The following is a 16,151-nucleotide window of genomic DNA, read 5'->3' on the forward strand; positions in this document are numbered from 1 at the left end:
TTCTCGTAGCCCGGATGCAGCGCAGCGCAATCCGGGACCGATCCGTCCGCGGATAGAAACCCGGATTTCGCTTCGCTGCATCCGGGCTACATCGCGTCAATACCTGAGCGCCCGCTTCCCCATCAGCGCGCCGACGCTTGCGACGATCGCCGTCGCCAGCGTGTACCAGGTGGCAACGAACAGCGGCGAGTCATCGGTGCAGTGCGACGCATAGACGGTCGCCGCAAGGCCCGCCGAGAGCAGGCCTGCCACCGCGCCGGCGACTGCCGGCCGCGCCGGCGCGCCCTGTCGCAAGCCATACAGCGCGCCGACCAGGAGCGGCAGCGACATCGCGGGGATCGCGGTCATGCACGCCATCGAGTTCTTGCCGATCAGGCGCGTCATCATCGGCGTACGCTGCGGCATCATCATCTCGCCACTGATCGCGGCAACGAGGATGCCGGCAGGAATCAGCAGCCACCAGCCGAAGCCGCGCAGCGAGGCTTCCGGCCGCGTCAGATGCAGGCTGACCGCGATCGCCGAGGCGGCGAGCGCCAGCGTCACCGCGAACTTCAGATCGAAGAACGGATTATGCATCGCAGTCATCACGTCCGGGCGCACGCCGAGTTCGGCAAAGAAGATCAGCAGCGAGACCGGCGCCGCCGCCAGCAGCGCCATCATCAGCGCGAGGCCGATCGGACGAGGCCGGTACGCATTGTCGGCGGTCAGGGTTCGAATGAGTTGATCGGTGTCCATGCTCATCGGTCCCGTAATTTCGCGGTCAGGCTCGCAAGCCCGCGATGCAGCGCGACCCGTACCGCGCCCTCGGTCATCGCGAATTTCGCAGCAGTATCCTTGATCGAGGCGCTGTCGACCGCGATCGATTGCAGCACCTCCCGCTGCCGCGCGGGCAACGCCTGCAACTGGGCGGTGACCTCGCCGGGCGACGCCGTCGGCTCCGGCGTTTCCCCCGGCAGCGTCTCGGCGAAATCATCGATGTTGACGAAGATGCGCCTGCCGCGGCGGCGCAGGGCGTCGATCAGCTTGTTGCGTGCGATCGCGAACAGCCACGGCGCGAACGGCGCACTGGTGTCCCAGGTCTGTCGCTTCAAATGCACCGCCAACAAGATGTCCTGCACGATGTCCTCGGACTGATCGACCGGTTGTCCCGCGCGCGCCAAGCCGCGTCGCGCCGCGGCACGGAGTACCGGCGTGATGGCCTTGAGCAGGCGATGATACGCCGCGTCATCGCCTGAAATGGCCGACCGCATCAGGTCGGTCCATTCATCCTCACGTTCGCGCACGCAGGCTCCTGAATTGCAATTCGGCCGATCTTTCAGTTTGTTACGCGGCAAGCCAAAGACGTCACGAATTCGTGATCGTCATCCAGGCAACGCCGCGCCGAGCATCAGCCTCAAAGAATCGCTCCGGCGGGTTTCCAGTCGTCAGGGCTCATAACACCGATCGGTCCGACAAGCATCGGGGTGCTGCCGCTCAAGCCCCTATGGGATGGAAATTGCCCAGCTTTCGCCCCCTCAAGCCCGAAGATTCCCTTTTTCTGCCCCGGTGTGGACACGCAGCGGGGGCTCTTTTCGCCTTTGGGCGGGCAAGATGGGGAGATCATCAGAATGAAGATCAAAGCCAGCGGGCGCTTGGCCTTGATGGTTGCAACAGGGCTGACAGGGTTTTTCGTGTGTCTCGCCGGACCGTTGCCGGCGCATGCGGCCGGTTCGGATCCCGCCACGGCGAAATCCGACAATGCTTCGACCGACAAGTCCGCGGACCAGAGTTCGCGGCATGGCCGGCGCCACGCGCGCCACCAGTCTTCCAGGACGGCTGACAAATCCGAGAGCAGGAAGGTCACGAGCGGTGCCGGCAGCGTGACGTCGGCGGGCATGCCCGCCACGGTCGCCAATGCCAATGCGGAGCTGACGTCCGGCGACGGCAATGCGAGCACTGCGCCCGCCGGCGCCAATCCGGTGATGGCCGCCTCCGACAAGCCCGGCGACGCGCAACCCGACGGCAGCGTGGTCGCATCCGACCAGCTCAATGACCTCGACCGGGCCCTGCAGCAGGAGCAGCCGGCGGAACAACCGCAGCCGGTTCAACCCCAGACCGCCCAACAGGAGGCGCCCCCGACGCAGCCACCGCCTGTCGCCGTAGCGGCACCCAAGCCGGCCCCGGTTCTGGCGAGCAGCGACAGCGCGAGCCTGGACCAGACCTCGCTGATCGGGAAGATCTTCATCGGCTTCGGCGCCCTGCTCACGGTGGCGTCCGCCGCGCGTATGTTCATGGCTTAAGCCAAGGTCCCGCGGCTTGCGGCGCGGATGCGCCGTACCGCGGCCCAAAGCTCCTTTCAGCCACTTGAAGCGCATCCCGTCAGCGGGCACATTGCCCGGCAAATCAGGCACGGGGTTTGCGTCATGGCTACTTTCGAATTCATCATCGTCGAAAGCAAGGGACCGGTCGGCGTCATTACGCTGAACCGGCCCAAAATGCTGAATGCGCTGTCGTTTGGCGTGTTCCGCGAGATCGCCGCGGCGGTGGACGACCTCGAGGCCGACGACAAGATCGGCTGCATCCTGATCACCGGCAGCGAGAAGGCCTTCGCGGCCGGCGCCGACATCAAGGAGATGCAGCCCAAGGGCTTCATCGACATGTTCAATAGCGACTTCACCGCCATCGGCGGCGACCGCGTTGCCCGCTGTCGCAAGCCGACCATTGCCGCGGTCGCGGGCTATGCGCTCGGCGGCGGCTGCGAGCTTGCGATGATGTGCGACATCATCATCGCCGCCGACACCGCAAAGTTCGGCCAGCCGGAAATCACCCTCGGCACCATCCCGGGCATCGGCGGCACGCAGCGGCTGACCCGCGCGATCGGCAAGTCGAAGGCGATGGATCTCTGCCTCACCGGACGCATGATGGATGCGGCGGAAGCCGAACGCTCGGGCCTCGTGTCGCGGATCGTTCCGGCCGACAAGCTGCTGGAAGAGGCGCTCGCGGCGGCCGAGAAGATCGCCTCGATGTCGCGTCCGGCCGCCGCGATGGCCAAGGAGGCCATCAACCGCGCGTTCGAGACGCCGCTGTCGGAAGGCATGAATGTCGAGCGCAACCTGTTCCACTCGACCTTCGCGCTCGAGGACCGCTCCGAGGGCATGGCGGCCTTCATCGAGAAGCGCAAGCCGGTCAACAAGAACCGCTAGAGCCTTTTCCGTTCCGATGAAATCGGAACGGGGCTCTAGATTCTTGTTTGACGCGTTTTCTAGACGCGAACCGGTATCCACTTCGCTCGAAAACGCTCTAATTCACGCGGCTTCGTTGCAATGCCGCGGTGACGAGCGCGCGATAGGCGCGCTCGGCAAAATGCGTCGGCTTGTCGAGGCCGAGCCGCGCCAGGCATTCGCGGTCGCCGGCATCGGGCGGATACCGCATCCCCTGCCATAGCAGGCCCGCGAGTTGCAGCGGCGTGCGCTGCGCCTGCTGCAGGATCTGCAGCGCCGGGATCAGCCGTTGCTCGACGTGGGTGAAGTCGCTGCTGAACGGGAATGACGGCAACAGACCTGCGTCGCGGGCGGGCTTCAGCGCCGTGCTGATCCGCTCGGGATAATTTTCGCGGTGAGCGGCCGGGATTTCGTGATCACGCGGCAGCTTGCCGGCATCCTTGGCCTGCCGCATCAGCTCGCCCTGGAAGCGCGAGTCCGACACCTGCAACATCGCGGCGATCACGTCGGCGTCGGATTTCCCTCTGACGTCGGCGATGCCGTATTCCGTGACGAAGACATCGCGCAGATGGCGCGGAATGGTCGCGTGACCGTAGGACCAGCGGATGTTCGACTGCGTCTGCCTGCCGGATTGATGGGTTGCCTCCAGCGCCAGCACCGAGCGCGCGCCTTCGAGCGCAAATGCCTGCGCCACGAAATTGTACTGGCCGCCGACGCCGCTCACGACCTGGCCGTTGTCGAGCCCGTCGGAGATCGCAGCGCCCAACAGCGTCGCCATCATCGCGTTGTTGACGAAGCGCGCATCGACGCGGGCGCGGCGCTTGCCGTCCTCGTCGCCGAAGATCTCGTTGGTGAAGGACACCGGCATCATCTGGATTCGCGTCAGCTGCTCGGGTGTCATCTCGCGTAGCGCCCGATAGAAGGATTGCGGCCCGAGGAAGAATGCGCCGTGCAGTATCACGCCGTCGACCTCGCGCTTGAGGATGCCGGCGTCGATCAGCCCGAGGAATGCCTCGAACAGCATCTCGCTGACGCCATAAAGGCCCTTCTCGAACGGCCCCGTCTCGGCCGCCGCGAGCTGTTCGGTACCAGGTGCGAGGCGCTGCATGATGCCGTGGAATTGGGCGTTGTCGCGGTGACGCACCACGAGCCCCTGCGCCAACGCATCGCCGACCTGCCCGATCCCGATCTGCAGCGTGCCGCCGTCGCGGACCAGACCCGCGGCATGCAGTCCGATCGCATATTTGGTGTCGCTGATCGGCTCCGACGGCGGCGCGAACAGCGGGAAATCGGTGTCGGGACTGTCGAGCACCGCAGCGAATTCATCCGCCGGCAGGTCGCCGGGCCCCTGCATGAACGGCAGTTCGGAATTGACCTGGCCGATCAGCTTGAATGAAGCCCGCCCCTGCGCGCGGGCGCGCAGCACGTCGAGCGTCGTATCGGTGTTGCAGCTCAGGCTGTAGCGCGGCACGCCATCGACCATGCGCTTGGCGACGAGCTGGGGCACGACATTCAGGCCGCGCGACAATAGGTATGAAGCCGCGTGGGTGTAATTTGCGGAAATGTAGTTCTGCTGAGCGAACGGTTGATACAACCACTGCCCTGCGAGGAAGAAGAATTCGATCACCTTGATGTTGGGCGGAAGCGCGCCGCGATGCAGCGCATCCGCATAGGCGAGATCCGGGTAGCCGCCGAACAGGCGATCGATCACGGGGCCGATGAAGCGCTGTTCGAGCAGGCTCTTCGGCTTCGGCTTTTCCAGCGTCAGCGCCGAGAACAGCGTCAGGTTGATAGAGCGGTCGGCGACCGCCCGCGCATACAGCGCGTTGACGATGTGGTTGGCCTTGCCGAGGCCGAGCGGCAGCCCCACCACAAGTTCGGTTCCGACGTCACGAACAATGTGCTCCGCGATCGCCTCGGGGTCGGAGAAGAATATGGGCATCAGCAATGGACCCGGAGGAGACAGTGGGTAACCGGCGTCGCTGAATCGGCGGCCGGCGGTTCAAACTTATACTTCATATGACAGTTGCGCTCGCCTGTGACGAACCGGCAACAGACAAGACGTGAAATGATGTGCAGATGTCGTGTGGCGGTTTGCCTGTGGCGGCGTCGCCCCGTAAACAGGTAGATATGTGCCGACGGCGTCCGCGGGAGCGGACTGCCGGGGTTTTGGTTTGCGGGATCACATGGTTGAGCGTGCCGCGAGGGTTAGCGACGTGGCGAGGCGTGTGCTTTTGTCGGGCATCTGCCTTAGCGGTCTGGCATGCGCGCTGCTGACTGACACCGCAGCCCACGCCGAGAGCCTGCCCGAGGCCCTGGTCAAGGCGTACCAGACCAATCCGCAGCTCAATGCCGAGCGGGCGCGCCAGCGCGCGACCGACGAGAATGTGCCGCAGGCGCTGGCCGGTTACCGCCCCCAGGTCAGTGCCGGCCTCTCGGTCGGCCTGCAGGCCGTGCGCGACCAGCTTCCCGGCAACGTGATCCAGAGCGCGACGCTGAAGCCCTGGCAGATCGGCGTCACGGTCACCCAGACGCTGTTCAACGGCTTCAAGACCGCCAACAGCGTCCGCGTCGCCGAATTGCAGGTGCAATCCGGCCGCGAGGCCCTGCGCAATGTCGGCCAGGGCGTGCTGCTCGACGCCGTCACCGCCTATACCAACGTGCTGGCCAACCAGACCCTGGTCGAGGCGCAGCGCGCCAACGTCGCCTTCCTGAAGGAAACTCAGGCGATCACCCAGCGCCGCCTCAATGCCGGCGACGTCACGCCGACCGATACGGCGCAGGCGGAGGCCCGGCTCAACCGCGGCCTCGCCGATCTCAACGCCGCCGAGGTCAACTTCGCGATCAGCCAGGCGACCTATGCGCAGGTGGTCGGCAACGCGCCGTCGCAATTGCGTCCGGCCGACACCATCGACCGGCTGCTGCCGCGCAGCCGTGAGGATTCGATCGCGCTTGCGGTACGCGAGCATCCGGCGGTGATGGCCGCAGGATACGACGTCGACGTGGCCTCGACCTCGATCCGCGTCGCCGAGAGCAGCCTGATGCCGAGCGTCACCGTGCAGGGCAGCGCCAGCAAGAACCGCGACTCCGATACCTCGCTCAGCACTTTCGGCACCGATCAGGTCTCAGTGATCGGCCAGATCACGCAGCCGATCTATGACGGCGGCACCGCGGCCTCGCAGACCCGACAGGCCAAGGAGGTCGCTGCGCAGAGCCGGCTCGTGCTGGACCAGGTCCGCAACCAGGCCAAGACCGCCGTGGTCAGCGCCTGGGTTGCCAATGAGGGCGCCAAGATCGCGGTGTCGGCCTCCGAATCCGAGGTGAAGGCCGCGGAGGTTGCGCTCGCCGGCGTGCAGAAGGAAGCTGCCGGCGGCCAGCGCACCACGGTCGACGTGCTCAACTCGCAGCAGGATCTGATCACGGCGCGGGCCCGGCTGATCGGCGCGCAGCGCGACCGCGTGATCGCGTCCTACACGCTGCTCAGCGCGGTCGGACGCCTCGACGTCAAGACGCTCAATCTCAAGACGCCCGACTATCTGCCCGAGGTGCACTACCATCAGGTGCGCGACGCCTGGCACGGCCTGCGCACGCCGTCGGGACAATAGGCGTTGCGGAACCGGCCGCACCGCGGACCGGCTCTTTCCGCCCGCTCTCTCCGCCGATAACCTCCGCCCCGCCGGCCATCAACAATGCCGGTGCGCGGAGTGCGCGCATAACAGCCGAGCACGCAGGGAGACGTCCAATGCTGACGCGACGCAGTATGATGCTGGCTTCCATCGCAGCGGGAGTGACCATGACCGGCGGCAACGCATTTTCCAAGGCATCGCAACCATCCACCCCCGTGAACTTCGACGTGCCCGCCGGTGCCTGCGACTGCCACACCCACATTCATGGCGATCCCGACAAGTTCCCGTTCTTCGCCGGCCGCGTCTACACCCCGGAACCGGCCTCGCCGGAGGAGATGAGCGCGCTGCACAAGGCGCTGCATGTCGAGCGCGTGGTGATCGTGACACCGAGCGTCTACGGCTCCGACAATTCGTCGACCCTGTTCGGTATGACGGCGCGGGGTCCCACGGCGCGCGGCGTCGCGGTGATCGACGACAAGACCAGCGAGAGCGATCTCGACGCGCTACAGAAGGCCGGCTTTCGCGGCATCCGCCTCAACCTCGCGACTGGCGGCGTCAACGATCCCGATGTCGGCCGGCAGCGCTTCACGGCCGCGGTCGAGCGGATGAAGGCGCGCGGCTGGCACGTGCAACTGTTCACCAGCCTCGCCATGATCTCGGCGATCAAGGACCTGATCGCGGCCGCACCGGTACCCGTGGTGTTCGACCATTTCGGCGGCGCCGAGGCCGCGCTCGGCACCGGCCAGCCGGGTTTTGCCGACCTGCTCGCGCTGGTCAAATCCGGCAAGGCGTATGTCAAGATCTCCGGCGCCTACCGCGCTTCGAAGCTCGCGCCCGACTATGCCGACGCGGCGCCGCTGGCCCAGGCCCTTATCGCGGCGAATGCCGAGCGCATCGTCTGGGGCACCGATTGGCCGCATCCGGATTCGGTGACGCCCCAAGGCAAGAAGGTCACCGACGTCACGCCGTTGTACCAGATCGACGACGGCCGCCTGCTCAACCAGCTTCCGGTCTGGGCACCAGACGCCGCGGTGCGCAAGACCATCCTGGTCGACAATCCGGCGCGGCTCTACGGCTTCACCTGACGTTGTCCTTCGGCCGACGCGAGAAGTAGGAGATCAGCACCGGCAGGGTGATCAGGATCACCAGCGGCGCCAGCATCATGCCGGTGACGACGACGATGGCGAGCGGCTTCTGCACCTGCGAGCCGATGCCCTCCGACACCGCCGCCGGCAACAGGCCGATGCCGGCGACGACGCAGGTCATCAACACCGGACGAAGCTGCAACTCGCCGGTGCGGATCACCGCGCGCATCCGGTCATAGCCCTCGTCGATCAGCTGGTTGAACTGCGACAGGATAATGATGCCGTCCATCACGGCGATGCCGAACAGTGCGATGAAGCCGATCGCCGCCGACACGCTGAACGGAATGCCCGAGATCAGGAGCCCGAGCACGCCGCCGAAGATCGCCATCGGGATCACGCTCATCGCGAGCATGGTATCGACCATCGAGCCGAAATTGAAGAACAGCAGCACCGCGATCAGCACGAGGCTGATCGGCACCACGATCGACAGCCGCTTGATCGCGTCCTGCAGATTGCCGAACTCGCCGACCCATTCGAGACGCGAGCCGGGCGGCAACTGGACCTGCTCGTTGACCTTCTGCTGCGCCTCCAGGATCGCGCTGCCGAGGTCGCGGTCACGCACCGAGAACTTGATCGGCAGATAGCGCTCCTGCTGCTCGCGATAGATGTAGGCCGCTCCGGAGATCAGCTTGATCGAGGCCACCTCAGAGAGCGGTATCTGCGTGACTCCGCCATTCGGATTGTTTGCGCCGATCCGCAGGTTCTGGATCGCCTCCGCACTCTTGCGATATTCCGGCGCGAGGCGGACGATGATCGGGAAGTGCCGGTCGCTGCCGGGTTCATAAAGATCGCCCGCGGTGTCGCCGCCGACGGCGACCTTGATGGTGGCGTTGATATCGCCGGGGGACAGGCCGTAGCGCGCCGCCCGCGCCCGGTCGACGTCGATCTGGACGGTCGGCTGGCCGAGCGAGGTGAACACCGCGAGGTCGGTGACACCCTGCACCGTCGACAACACGGATTTGATCTTGTTGGCGGTGTCGGTCAGCGCCTGCAGATCGTTGCCATAGAGCTTGATCGAGTTCTCGCCCTTCACGCCGGACACGGCTTCCGAGACGTTGTCCTGCAGATATTGCGAGAAGTTGAATTCGACGCCGGGGAACTTGTCCTGCAACTGCGCCAGCAATTGTGCGGTCAACACGTCCTTGTCGTGCGTGTCGGGCCATTCGCCGGCCGGCTTGAGCGGCGCGAAGAATTCGGCGTTGAAGAAGCCGGCGGCGTCGGTGCCATCGTCGGGACGGCCGTGCTGCGACACCACCGACACCACCTCGGGACGGCTGCGGATCAGCTTGCGCATCTCGTTGACATAGGCGTTGCCCTCCTGCAGCGAGATCGTCGGCGGCAGCGTGGCGCGGATCCACAGGTTGCCCTCTTCCAGCTTGGGCAGGAATTCGAGGCCGAGGAACCGCACGAAGATGATGGTCATGACCACGAGGCCGGCCGCCCCAGCCATCACGATCTTGCGGTTGCCGATCGCCCAGTTCAACGCCGGCAGGTAGATCGCGTCGAGCTTCTTGACGATCCAGGTTTCGGTCTCGTGGATATGCGCCGGCAGGATGATCGCGCTCAGCGCCGGCGTGATCGTGAACGTCGCCAGCAGCCCGCCGGCCAGGGCATAGGCATAGGTTCGCGCCATCGGCCCGAAGATGTTGCCCTCGACGCCGCCCAGCGTGAACAGCGGCAGGAACGCGGCGACGATGATGGTGGCGGCGAAGAAGATCGAGCGCGACACGTCGGCCGCGGCCGACAAAATTGCGTGGCTCTTCATCCCCATCACGGTGTCGTCGGAGATGTGCTCGCGTTCGGCTTCCGACAGCGCCGTGGTCTGCGACAGCCTGCGGAAGATCGCCTCCACCATGATCACGGTGGCGTCGACGATCAGGCCGAAATCGATCGCGCCGACCGACAGCAGATTGGCGGATTCGCCGCGCAGCACCAAGATGATCACGGCGAAGAACAGCGCGAACGGGATCGTCGCGCCGACGATCAGCGCGCTGCGCAGATCGCCGAGGAATATCCACTGCAGCAGCACGATCAGCAGGATGCCGACCACCATGTTGTGCAGCACGGTGTGGGTGGTGAGCTCGATCAGGTCCTTGCGGTCGTAGATGCGCTCGATCTTGACGCCCGGCGGCAGGATCGAGGAATTGTTGATCTGGTTGACCAGTTGTTCGACGCGGGCGATGGTCGGCGAGCTCTGCTCGCCGCGACGCATCAGCACGATGCCCTGCACGATGTCGTCGTCATTGTCGATGCCGGCGATGCCAAGCCGCGGCTTCTCTCCAATCGTCACAGTGCCGATGTCCCTAACCAGCACCGGATTGCCGCCCGACTGCGAGATCATGGTGTTGGCGAGATCGTCGATCGAGCGGATCAGGCCGACGCCGCGCACCACGGCCGATTGCGAGCCGATGTTCACGGTGTTGCCGCCGACATTGATGTTGGCGTTGGAAACCGCCTGCAGCACCTGCGGCAGGGTCAGGCCGTTGGCGACCAGCTTGTTGAAGTCGACCTGGATCTCGTAGGTCTTGGTCTTGCCGCCCCAGCCGGTGACGTCGATCACGCCGGGCACCGCGCGGAAGCGACGTTGCAGCACCCAGTCCTGCAACGTCTTGAGGTCGAGCACGCTGTAGTTCGGCGGTCCCTTCAGCCGATAGCGGAAGATTTCGCCGATCGGGCTGGTCGGGGAGATGCCGGGCTGCACGTTGCCGGGCAGCGGCGCGAGCTGCGACAGGCGGTTGAGCACCTGCTGCAGCGCCTCGTCATAGGTGTAGTCGAAGGAGAACTGCAGCTTGACGTCGGACAGGCCGTACAGCGAGATGGTCCGGATGGTCTTGAGGTTCTTGATACCGGCGACCTGGGTCTCGATCGGGATCGTGATGTAGCGCTCGATCTCCTCGGCCGAGAGGCCCGGGCTCTGCGTCACGATGTCGACCATCGGCGGGGTCGGATCGGGATAGGCCTCGATGTTGAGCTGCTTGAACGCAAGCAGGCCGCCGATGAAGACGGCGACGAACATGGCCACCATCAAGTAGCGGCGATTGACGGCAAGGGCGACGAGGCGATCCATTCAGATCGGCACTTTCAACGGTGAGGATTTTTCTTGGGTGGGCATGGTCGATCCGGAAAGGCCGGTTCCCCCTGTTCCGGATCGCGCGTCTTAAGTGCCGGATGCGGCGCGGTCTATGAAGAGGCTTCCCTTCGTCACGATCTGCTCGCCCGGCTTGAGATTGCCGGCGACCTCGACCAGGTCGCCATTGATGAGGCCGGGCTTGATCTGGCGCAGCTCGATGGTCTTGTCGTCGGCCTTCGCGACCCAGACGCGAACCTGATCGCCCTCGTAGATCAGCGCCTGTTTCGGCACGCCGACCGCCGGGTGGTCGCCCCTCGAATACAGCGTCACATTGGCGAACATCTCGGGCTTCAGCCGATTGTCGGCATTGTCGATGGTGGCGCGGACCAAAAGCCGGCGCGAGGTCGCGTCGATCGCGGCGGCGACATAGTTGACCCGGGCGGTCAGCACCTTGCCCGGCAGCGCCATCACGCTGAAGCTGAGGTCCTGCCCGACCGCGACATTGTCGGCGTCGGACTCGCGGACGAAGGCGATCAGCCACACCGTCGAGAGATCGCCGATCACATAGACCGGGTCGCTGGCGCCGGTCGAGACATACTGACCGGGCCCGGCCTTGCGCTGGACCACCGTGCCGCCGATCGGCGCAAACACCGTCGTCTCCGGATTGAGGCGGCCCTTCTGCTGCAGGGTCGTGATGGCGTCGTCGCCGAAGCCGAGGATGTGCAACTTGTTCTGCGCGGCCTCCAGCAGCGTCTGCGCCGAGCGCGCATCGTTCTGCGCCTGCACCAGCGCGGCCTGCGCGGTCTGATAATCCTTCAGCGGGATCGCCTTGCCCTCGGACAGGTCCTTGGCGCGCTTCTCCTGGATCTGGGCCAGATCGAGCGCCGACTGGGCCTTGTTGAGGCCGGTCATCGCGGCGACATAGTCGTTCTGCGCCTGCACGGTGTCGGCCGCTTCGATCACGAACAGCGGCTGTCCCTTGACCACGGTATCGCCCGGCCGCACCAGCAGGCGGGTCACGCGCCCGGTATAGGGCGAATAGACCGGGGTGGAGCGATCCTCGTCGATCCCGATCTTGCCCTCGGTCACCAGTTCGGAGCGGAAGGTGTGCTCGGACACGGTCTGGAAGGTCAGGCTGGCCCACTCGGCCGCCGACGGTGCATAGCGCGCGCCGCCCTTGCGGGACTGGCTGGAGACTTCCGACGGCTTCTGCTTTTCTGTGCCGAACCGCGTGTAGCCATAGGCGCCCGCGCAGGCGGCGACCAGCACCGCCGCAGCCACGAGCAGACGCGGACGGCTAAAGCTCTGCATTCTCTTGGTAAACTCGTTCAGCATGCGGTCCGCTAGGTCGATCGTTGCAGCTTCCGGCGGGACGGCCCCAGCGGTGCGCTAATAGTGCCGAATTGGCGTTGCAAACAACCTAAAAATCGCACTTCGGCGGTGCGCGTCGTTAAAGTTCGGATAGCCTGAACGGCGACTGAATGTCTCATCCGGGAAACTCCGGGGCAGGAAACTCCGGCTGGTGACTGCCGAGCGGCATGGCCGGGCGGGACCAATGGGCCGGGGTGCCCGACAGGACGGCGGCATGCCGGACCGAGCTCAGCGTGCCAAATCCGGACGGAAGCCGCTCGATGAACGGCTGCACCGCGTCCGCCTTGAGGTCTTCGGTGGCAAAGCCGCCTTCGAGGCGGCCGAGATTCCACAGCCAGCGCCCGGTCTGCGCCAGCGATACCCGGACATGCCAGCTGCCGCCCTCGCGCGCCTGGCGGGCCCTGGCCATGATGGCGCCGAAAGCCATGAAATATCCGGTGGCATGGTCGAGCATCTGGGCCGGCAGTTCCTTCGGTCCATCGACGCCGGCGGCTTGCCCCTCGGCATGATTGAAGCCGGTCGTGGTCTGCACCAGCGAGTCGAAACCGCGGCGCTGCGCCCACGGACCGGCATGGCCATAGGCCGAGAGTGTCACATAGACGAGCCCGGGATTGATGTGGGCCGCCTCCTCCGGCGAAAAGCCGAGCCGCGCAATCGCCTGCGGACGATAGCCCTGCGAGAAGATGTCGGCCTGCGCGACGAGGCCGCGCATCACGGCCCGCCCCTGCTCGCTGCGCAGATCGAGAAAGCTCGTCAGCTTGCCGCGGCCGGTGTCGATGGTAAGCCAGGGGATATCAGGCAGATCGGGACCGGAGATCAGGAGCACGTCGGCGCCGTGCGCCGCAAGCGTGCGACCGGCGACGGGACCGGCGATCACGCGCGACAGGTCGAGCACCCGGATGCCAGCCAGCGGCCGCTTCCCCGCCGGCCACGGCTTTGGCGCGGCGTCGCCGATCTTCTCGATCGAGATCAGCGGCAGCCTTGCAAGTTCGCCTGCATGCGGCGTCGCCGCCCACTCGTCATATGAGCGCATCAAGGCGACAACGCCGCCGGCCGCATAGGCCGCGGTCTCGAACGCCTCGCCGTCCCATTGCAGCAGCGCGGCCTGGACGTCGTCACGCTCGGCGCTGCAGCCCAGCACCTTGCAGACGGCGTCGCGGTGATGCGGGAAATTGGTGTGGAGGCGGACGAAGCGGTTGTCGCGGACGCGGTAGACGCCGGCGATCTTGTCCCACGCCGGCGGCGGCGGCTTGTCGTCGACCCGCAGGTAACGCTCGCTGCGGCATTCGACGATGGCATGGCGCATGTCGACCGCGACGTCCTGCTGCTCGCCGCTGCGGGCTTTCCAGACCTCGGCCGCGGCAAGGCCTGCCGCGGCAATCGATACCTGCGCAGCTGCTGCGACCCGAAACGACGACGGCAATTGCGGCTCGCTGCCGGTCAGGGTGACCGCATCAAGCGCGGACGGCGCGCCACCGGCGCCGGTCCAGACATCGGAAAGGATTTCACGGATGTCCTGCATGCGCATTCCTGTTTGCGATTAATCTATGCCCGAGCATGATGACAAAATGGCAATGCCCGATCTCAACCCGTATTTGGCATCATCTTCTGGGAAGACAGCTTCACGCGTTTCCAGACCATGCCTTTTTGGGCATGATCTTTTCGGAAAACCATTTCCTGGACCATGCCTTAGCTCTGCCCGACCCAAACAGGAGTTGCAATGGCTGCCATCGATCCCCTCACCGCCGGCGGCGTCTTCCTCGCGACCGCGGCGACCGACGCGGTCTACGTCATGTTCACCTCGGCCGTCGTCGCGCGCAAGCGCGTGCCGGCGGCGACCTGGAGCAGCGTCTGGTACGTGCTCTCCTCCTACGCGGTGATCAGCTACACGGAGAACTGGCTCTACGTCGCCTTCGCCGCGGCCGGCTCCTGGGTCGGCGCCTATGCGTCGATCACCTTCCTGCATCGCCCGCCGGGCGGCCCGCCGGTCGGGGCCGCATTGGAATAGTGTGCAGCTGCGCAAGGATTGAACAATCGCTGGTGCTGGCGACGAGGAATGTTGCGCGCCTCGATCTCGATCCGTCGTCCCTGCGAAGGCAGGGCCCCATACGCCGCAGCGGGTGTCGTAAACGGGACTCGTAATCCCGACGAAGCACACCAATCAGCATTTGTGGTTATGGGTCGCGGCTCAAGGCCGGGACGACACTGAATTTGTTGCACGGTCTGTGAGTCACACATTCGCATTCTCGCGACATGAGTTGCCCGAGTCTTGCTCTTCGTTTCACCCTCCTCTCTCGCAGAGGGCGCAGGGAAAGCCGGGTGCCGATCGCACCCATGGGCCCCGAGCAAAGTGTAGAAAGCTCGGGGGTAGGACCACAGGTGTAACCGGAACAACCCGGCTTTCCCTGCGCGATGGGCTACGGCTTACTTCGTGCTCTCCCCGGCGAGACTGGGCTTGCTTGTCACCGTCTTCGCAACGCGCGACCTGCGCAATCGGAAAAGACACCTGCCACCAGGGCGTCAGGACCACACGACTTCACCGTCCGCTTCATGCGCACTCGTCAGTCGCGCAATCCGCGTCCACCGCATCTCGACCCGCGTTCGTGACGACCGCGAAGCGCCCCTCGATCGGGCGAGACGGGCGTATTGAACATCTGAGTTGGGTCTGGCGTCAAGTTAAATTCTGAAAATCGGAACAACTCGTCGGCCGTTTGAAGACCGACAGGATGGGGGTAGAGCGAAGCGTTCCGCCCGGCCGAAGCCCGGCAGAAGCATCACTCCGTGACTTCACTTCAGCGCAGCTTGTCCCGCGAGCGAGATCACATTGTCCTGCGAGCCCGAGCCGCCGCTGACGCCGATGGCGCCGACGATCTTGCCGTCGACCATCAGGAGGTTGCCGCCGCGGGAGGCGATCACGTCGTCAAGGGTCATGAGATAGTTGAAGTAGGCGCCCTTGCCGATCAGGTTCTCGAAGGTCAGCGTGGGCCGACGATAGCGCGTCGCGGTGCGGGCCTTGTGCTGGGAGACGCCGATCGAGGCGTATTGGCAATTGTCCTGCTTCTCGAAATAGACGAGCTCGCCGGCCGGATTGACAATCGCGATGCAGAACGCATTCCAGTTTCGCTTCTGGGTCTCGGCGACCGCGGCGGCGGCGACCTTCTTGGCGGTTTCGAGGTTGATCGGCTCGCCATAGGGCGGCGGCGTCAGCGCATCGGGGACGACGTCGTTGGGGTTGTCGGGATTGGAAGGCACCTGGGCGAATGCAGCGGTGGCCGTGACGAACGCGACGCATGCCGCGCCGATGAGCGCAGAGAGATAACGCATATAGTCCTCCCCAGTTGTTGTTGCAGACCCCGGATCGATCGCCCGGGCGGCGGGACGATAGCAATTGGCGTAGGGCGCACAAGGCGGGATCGGCTGGTTGCGGTGCACATTATCGCCGTGAGGAAGGCTGCAATCCGCACCCCTCGCTCCGTGTGCTACGGGCGCATGAATGCGAAGTCCGTATCAGGGTCGCAATTGTCGGCGACGAAGCGAAGTTCCGACTGGACGTCGGCGACGCTCCGGTTTTCAAGGTATTTCGCAACGACGAGGCCGAGCAGCGAGCGGCAGATGCTGTCGTGATCGAGTCCAGCGGTCTCGGCTTCGGCAAGCGCGGCCGAGAAATGAAGTTTCGCGATCTCGGTTGCTGACATCCCGGTCTCCTTCTTGTGCCTTGTCTTACGCGAGCTCCGTGATG

Annotated in this window: 13 protein-coding genes; 5 read left to right on the forward strand and 8 right to left on the reverse strand. The window is 65.2% G+C overall.

Annotation, left to right across the window (positions count from 1 at the left end; translation table 11 throughout):
- Positions 1–96: 96 nt before the first annotated feature.
- Positions 97–735 (reverse strand): NrsF family protein, encoded by a 639-nt coding sequence (locus tag AKN83_RS06575; protein WP_050403326.1) that lies wholly within the window; start codon positions 733–735, stop codon positions 97–99.
- A gap of 2 nt (positions 736–737) precedes the next feature.
- On the reverse strand, positions 738–1,283 hold the full coding sequence (locus AKN83_RS06580) for a sigma-70 family RNA polymerase sigma factor (protein ID WP_050403327.1): 546 nt from the start codon (positions 1,281–1,283) through the stop codon (positions 738–740).
- Positions 1,284–1,607: 324 nt separating this feature from the next.
- On the opposite strand from AKN83_RS06580, the gene AKN83_RS06585 reads away from it, so the two are divergent.
- Both AKN83_RS06585 and AKN83_RS06590 read left to right on the forward strand, forming a co-directional pair.
- The gene (locus AKN83_RS06585; protein ID WP_050403328.1) at positions 1,608–2,279 is read left to right on the forward strand and encodes a hypothetical protein; all 672 of its coding nucleotides are present in this window, start codon (positions 1,608–1,610) and stop codon (positions 2,277–2,279) included.
- Between the two features lie 123 nt (positions 2,280–2,402).
- A complete protein-coding gene (locus tag AKN83_RS06590; RefSeq protein ID WP_050403329.1) occupies positions 2,403–3,182 on the forward strand; it encodes an enoyl-CoA hydratase in 780 nt (259 codons plus the stop codon).
- A 97-nt stretch (positions 3,183–3,279) separates the two neighbouring features.
- Here the strand turns inward: AKN83_RS06590 and AKN83_RS06595 are convergent, their stop codons facing one another.
- Positions 3,280–5,142: an acetyl-CoA hydrolase/transferase C-terminal domain-containing protein gene (locus AKN83_RS06595; protein WP_050403348.1), complete on the reverse strand. Its 1,863-nt coding sequence runs from the start codon at positions 5,140–5,142 to the stop codon at positions 3,280–3,282.
- Between the two features lie 244 nt (positions 5,143–5,386).
- Between AKN83_RS06595 and AKN83_RS06600 the strand changes: the two genes are divergently transcribed.
- Both AKN83_RS06600 and AKN83_RS06605 read left to right on the forward strand, forming a co-directional pair.
- Positions 5,387–6,805, forward strand: coding sequence for a TolC family outer membrane protein (locus AKN83_RS06600; RefSeq protein WP_083991948.1), 1,419 nt, complete (start codon positions 5,387–5,389; stop codon positions 6,803–6,805).
- 137 nt (positions 6,806–6,942) lie between these two features.
- Positions 6,943–7,911: an amidohydrolase family protein gene (locus AKN83_RS06605; protein ID WP_050403331.1), complete on the forward strand. Its 969-nt coding sequence runs from the start codon at positions 6,943–6,945 to the stop codon at positions 7,909–7,911.
- On the opposite strand, the gene AKN83_RS06610 is transcribed toward AKN83_RS06605, so the two are convergent.
- The 3 genes from AKN83_RS06610 to AKN83_RS06620 all read right to left on the reverse strand — a co-directional run bounded on the left by AKN83_RS06610 (position 7,904) and on the right by AKN83_RS06620 (position 13,934).
- Positions 7,904–11,038 (reverse strand): efflux RND transporter permease subunit, encoded by a 3,135-nt coding sequence (locus tag AKN83_RS06610; protein WP_050403332.1) that lies wholly within the window; start codon positions 11,036–11,038, stop codon positions 7,904–7,906. The genes AKN83_RS06605 and AKN83_RS06610 overlap by 8 nt on opposite strands.
- Before the next feature lie 90 nt (positions 11,039–11,128).
- On the reverse strand, positions 11,129–12,376 hold the full coding sequence (locus tag AKN83_RS06615) for an efflux RND transporter periplasmic adaptor subunit (protein WP_050403333.1): 1,248 nt from the start codon (positions 12,374–12,376) through the stop codon (positions 11,129–11,131).
- Positions 12,377–12,527: 151 nt separating this feature from the next.
- A complete protein-coding gene (locus tag AKN83_RS06620) occupies positions 12,528–13,934 on the reverse strand; it encodes a CoA transferase (protein WP_050403334.1) in 1,407 nt (468 codons plus the stop codon).
- A 198-nt stretch (positions 13,935–14,132) separates the two neighbouring features.
- Between AKN83_RS06620 and AKN83_RS06625 the strand changes: the two genes are divergently transcribed.
- Positions 14,133–14,420: a hypothetical protein gene (locus AKN83_RS06625; protein ID WP_050403335.1), complete on the forward strand. Its 288-nt coding sequence runs from the start codon at positions 14,133–14,135 to the stop codon at positions 14,418–14,420.
- A gap of 779 nt (positions 14,421–15,199) precedes the next feature.
- Here the strand turns inward: AKN83_RS06625 and AKN83_RS06630 are convergent.
- Positions 15,200–15,736 carry a GlcG/HbpS family heme-binding protein gene (locus AKN83_RS06630; RefSeq protein WP_050403336.1) on the reverse strand — a complete coding sequence of 179 codons (537 nt, stop codon included), beginning with the start codon at positions 15,734–15,736 and terminating at the stop codon, positions 15,200–15,202.
- Between the two features lie 155 nt (positions 15,737–15,891).
- Positions 15,892–16,107: a hypothetical protein gene (locus tag AKN83_RS06635; protein ID WP_050403337.1), complete on the reverse strand. Its 216-nt coding sequence runs from the start codon at positions 16,105–16,107 to the stop codon at positions 15,892–15,894.
- Positions 16,108–16,151 lie beyond the last annotated feature (44 nt).

The sequence above is a fragment of the Bradyrhizobium embrapense genome, from assembly GCF_001189235.2.
In the GTDB taxonomy this organism is placed as follows: Bacteria; Pseudomonadota; Alphaproteobacteria; order Rhizobiales; family Xanthobacteraceae; genus Bradyrhizobium; species Bradyrhizobium embrapense.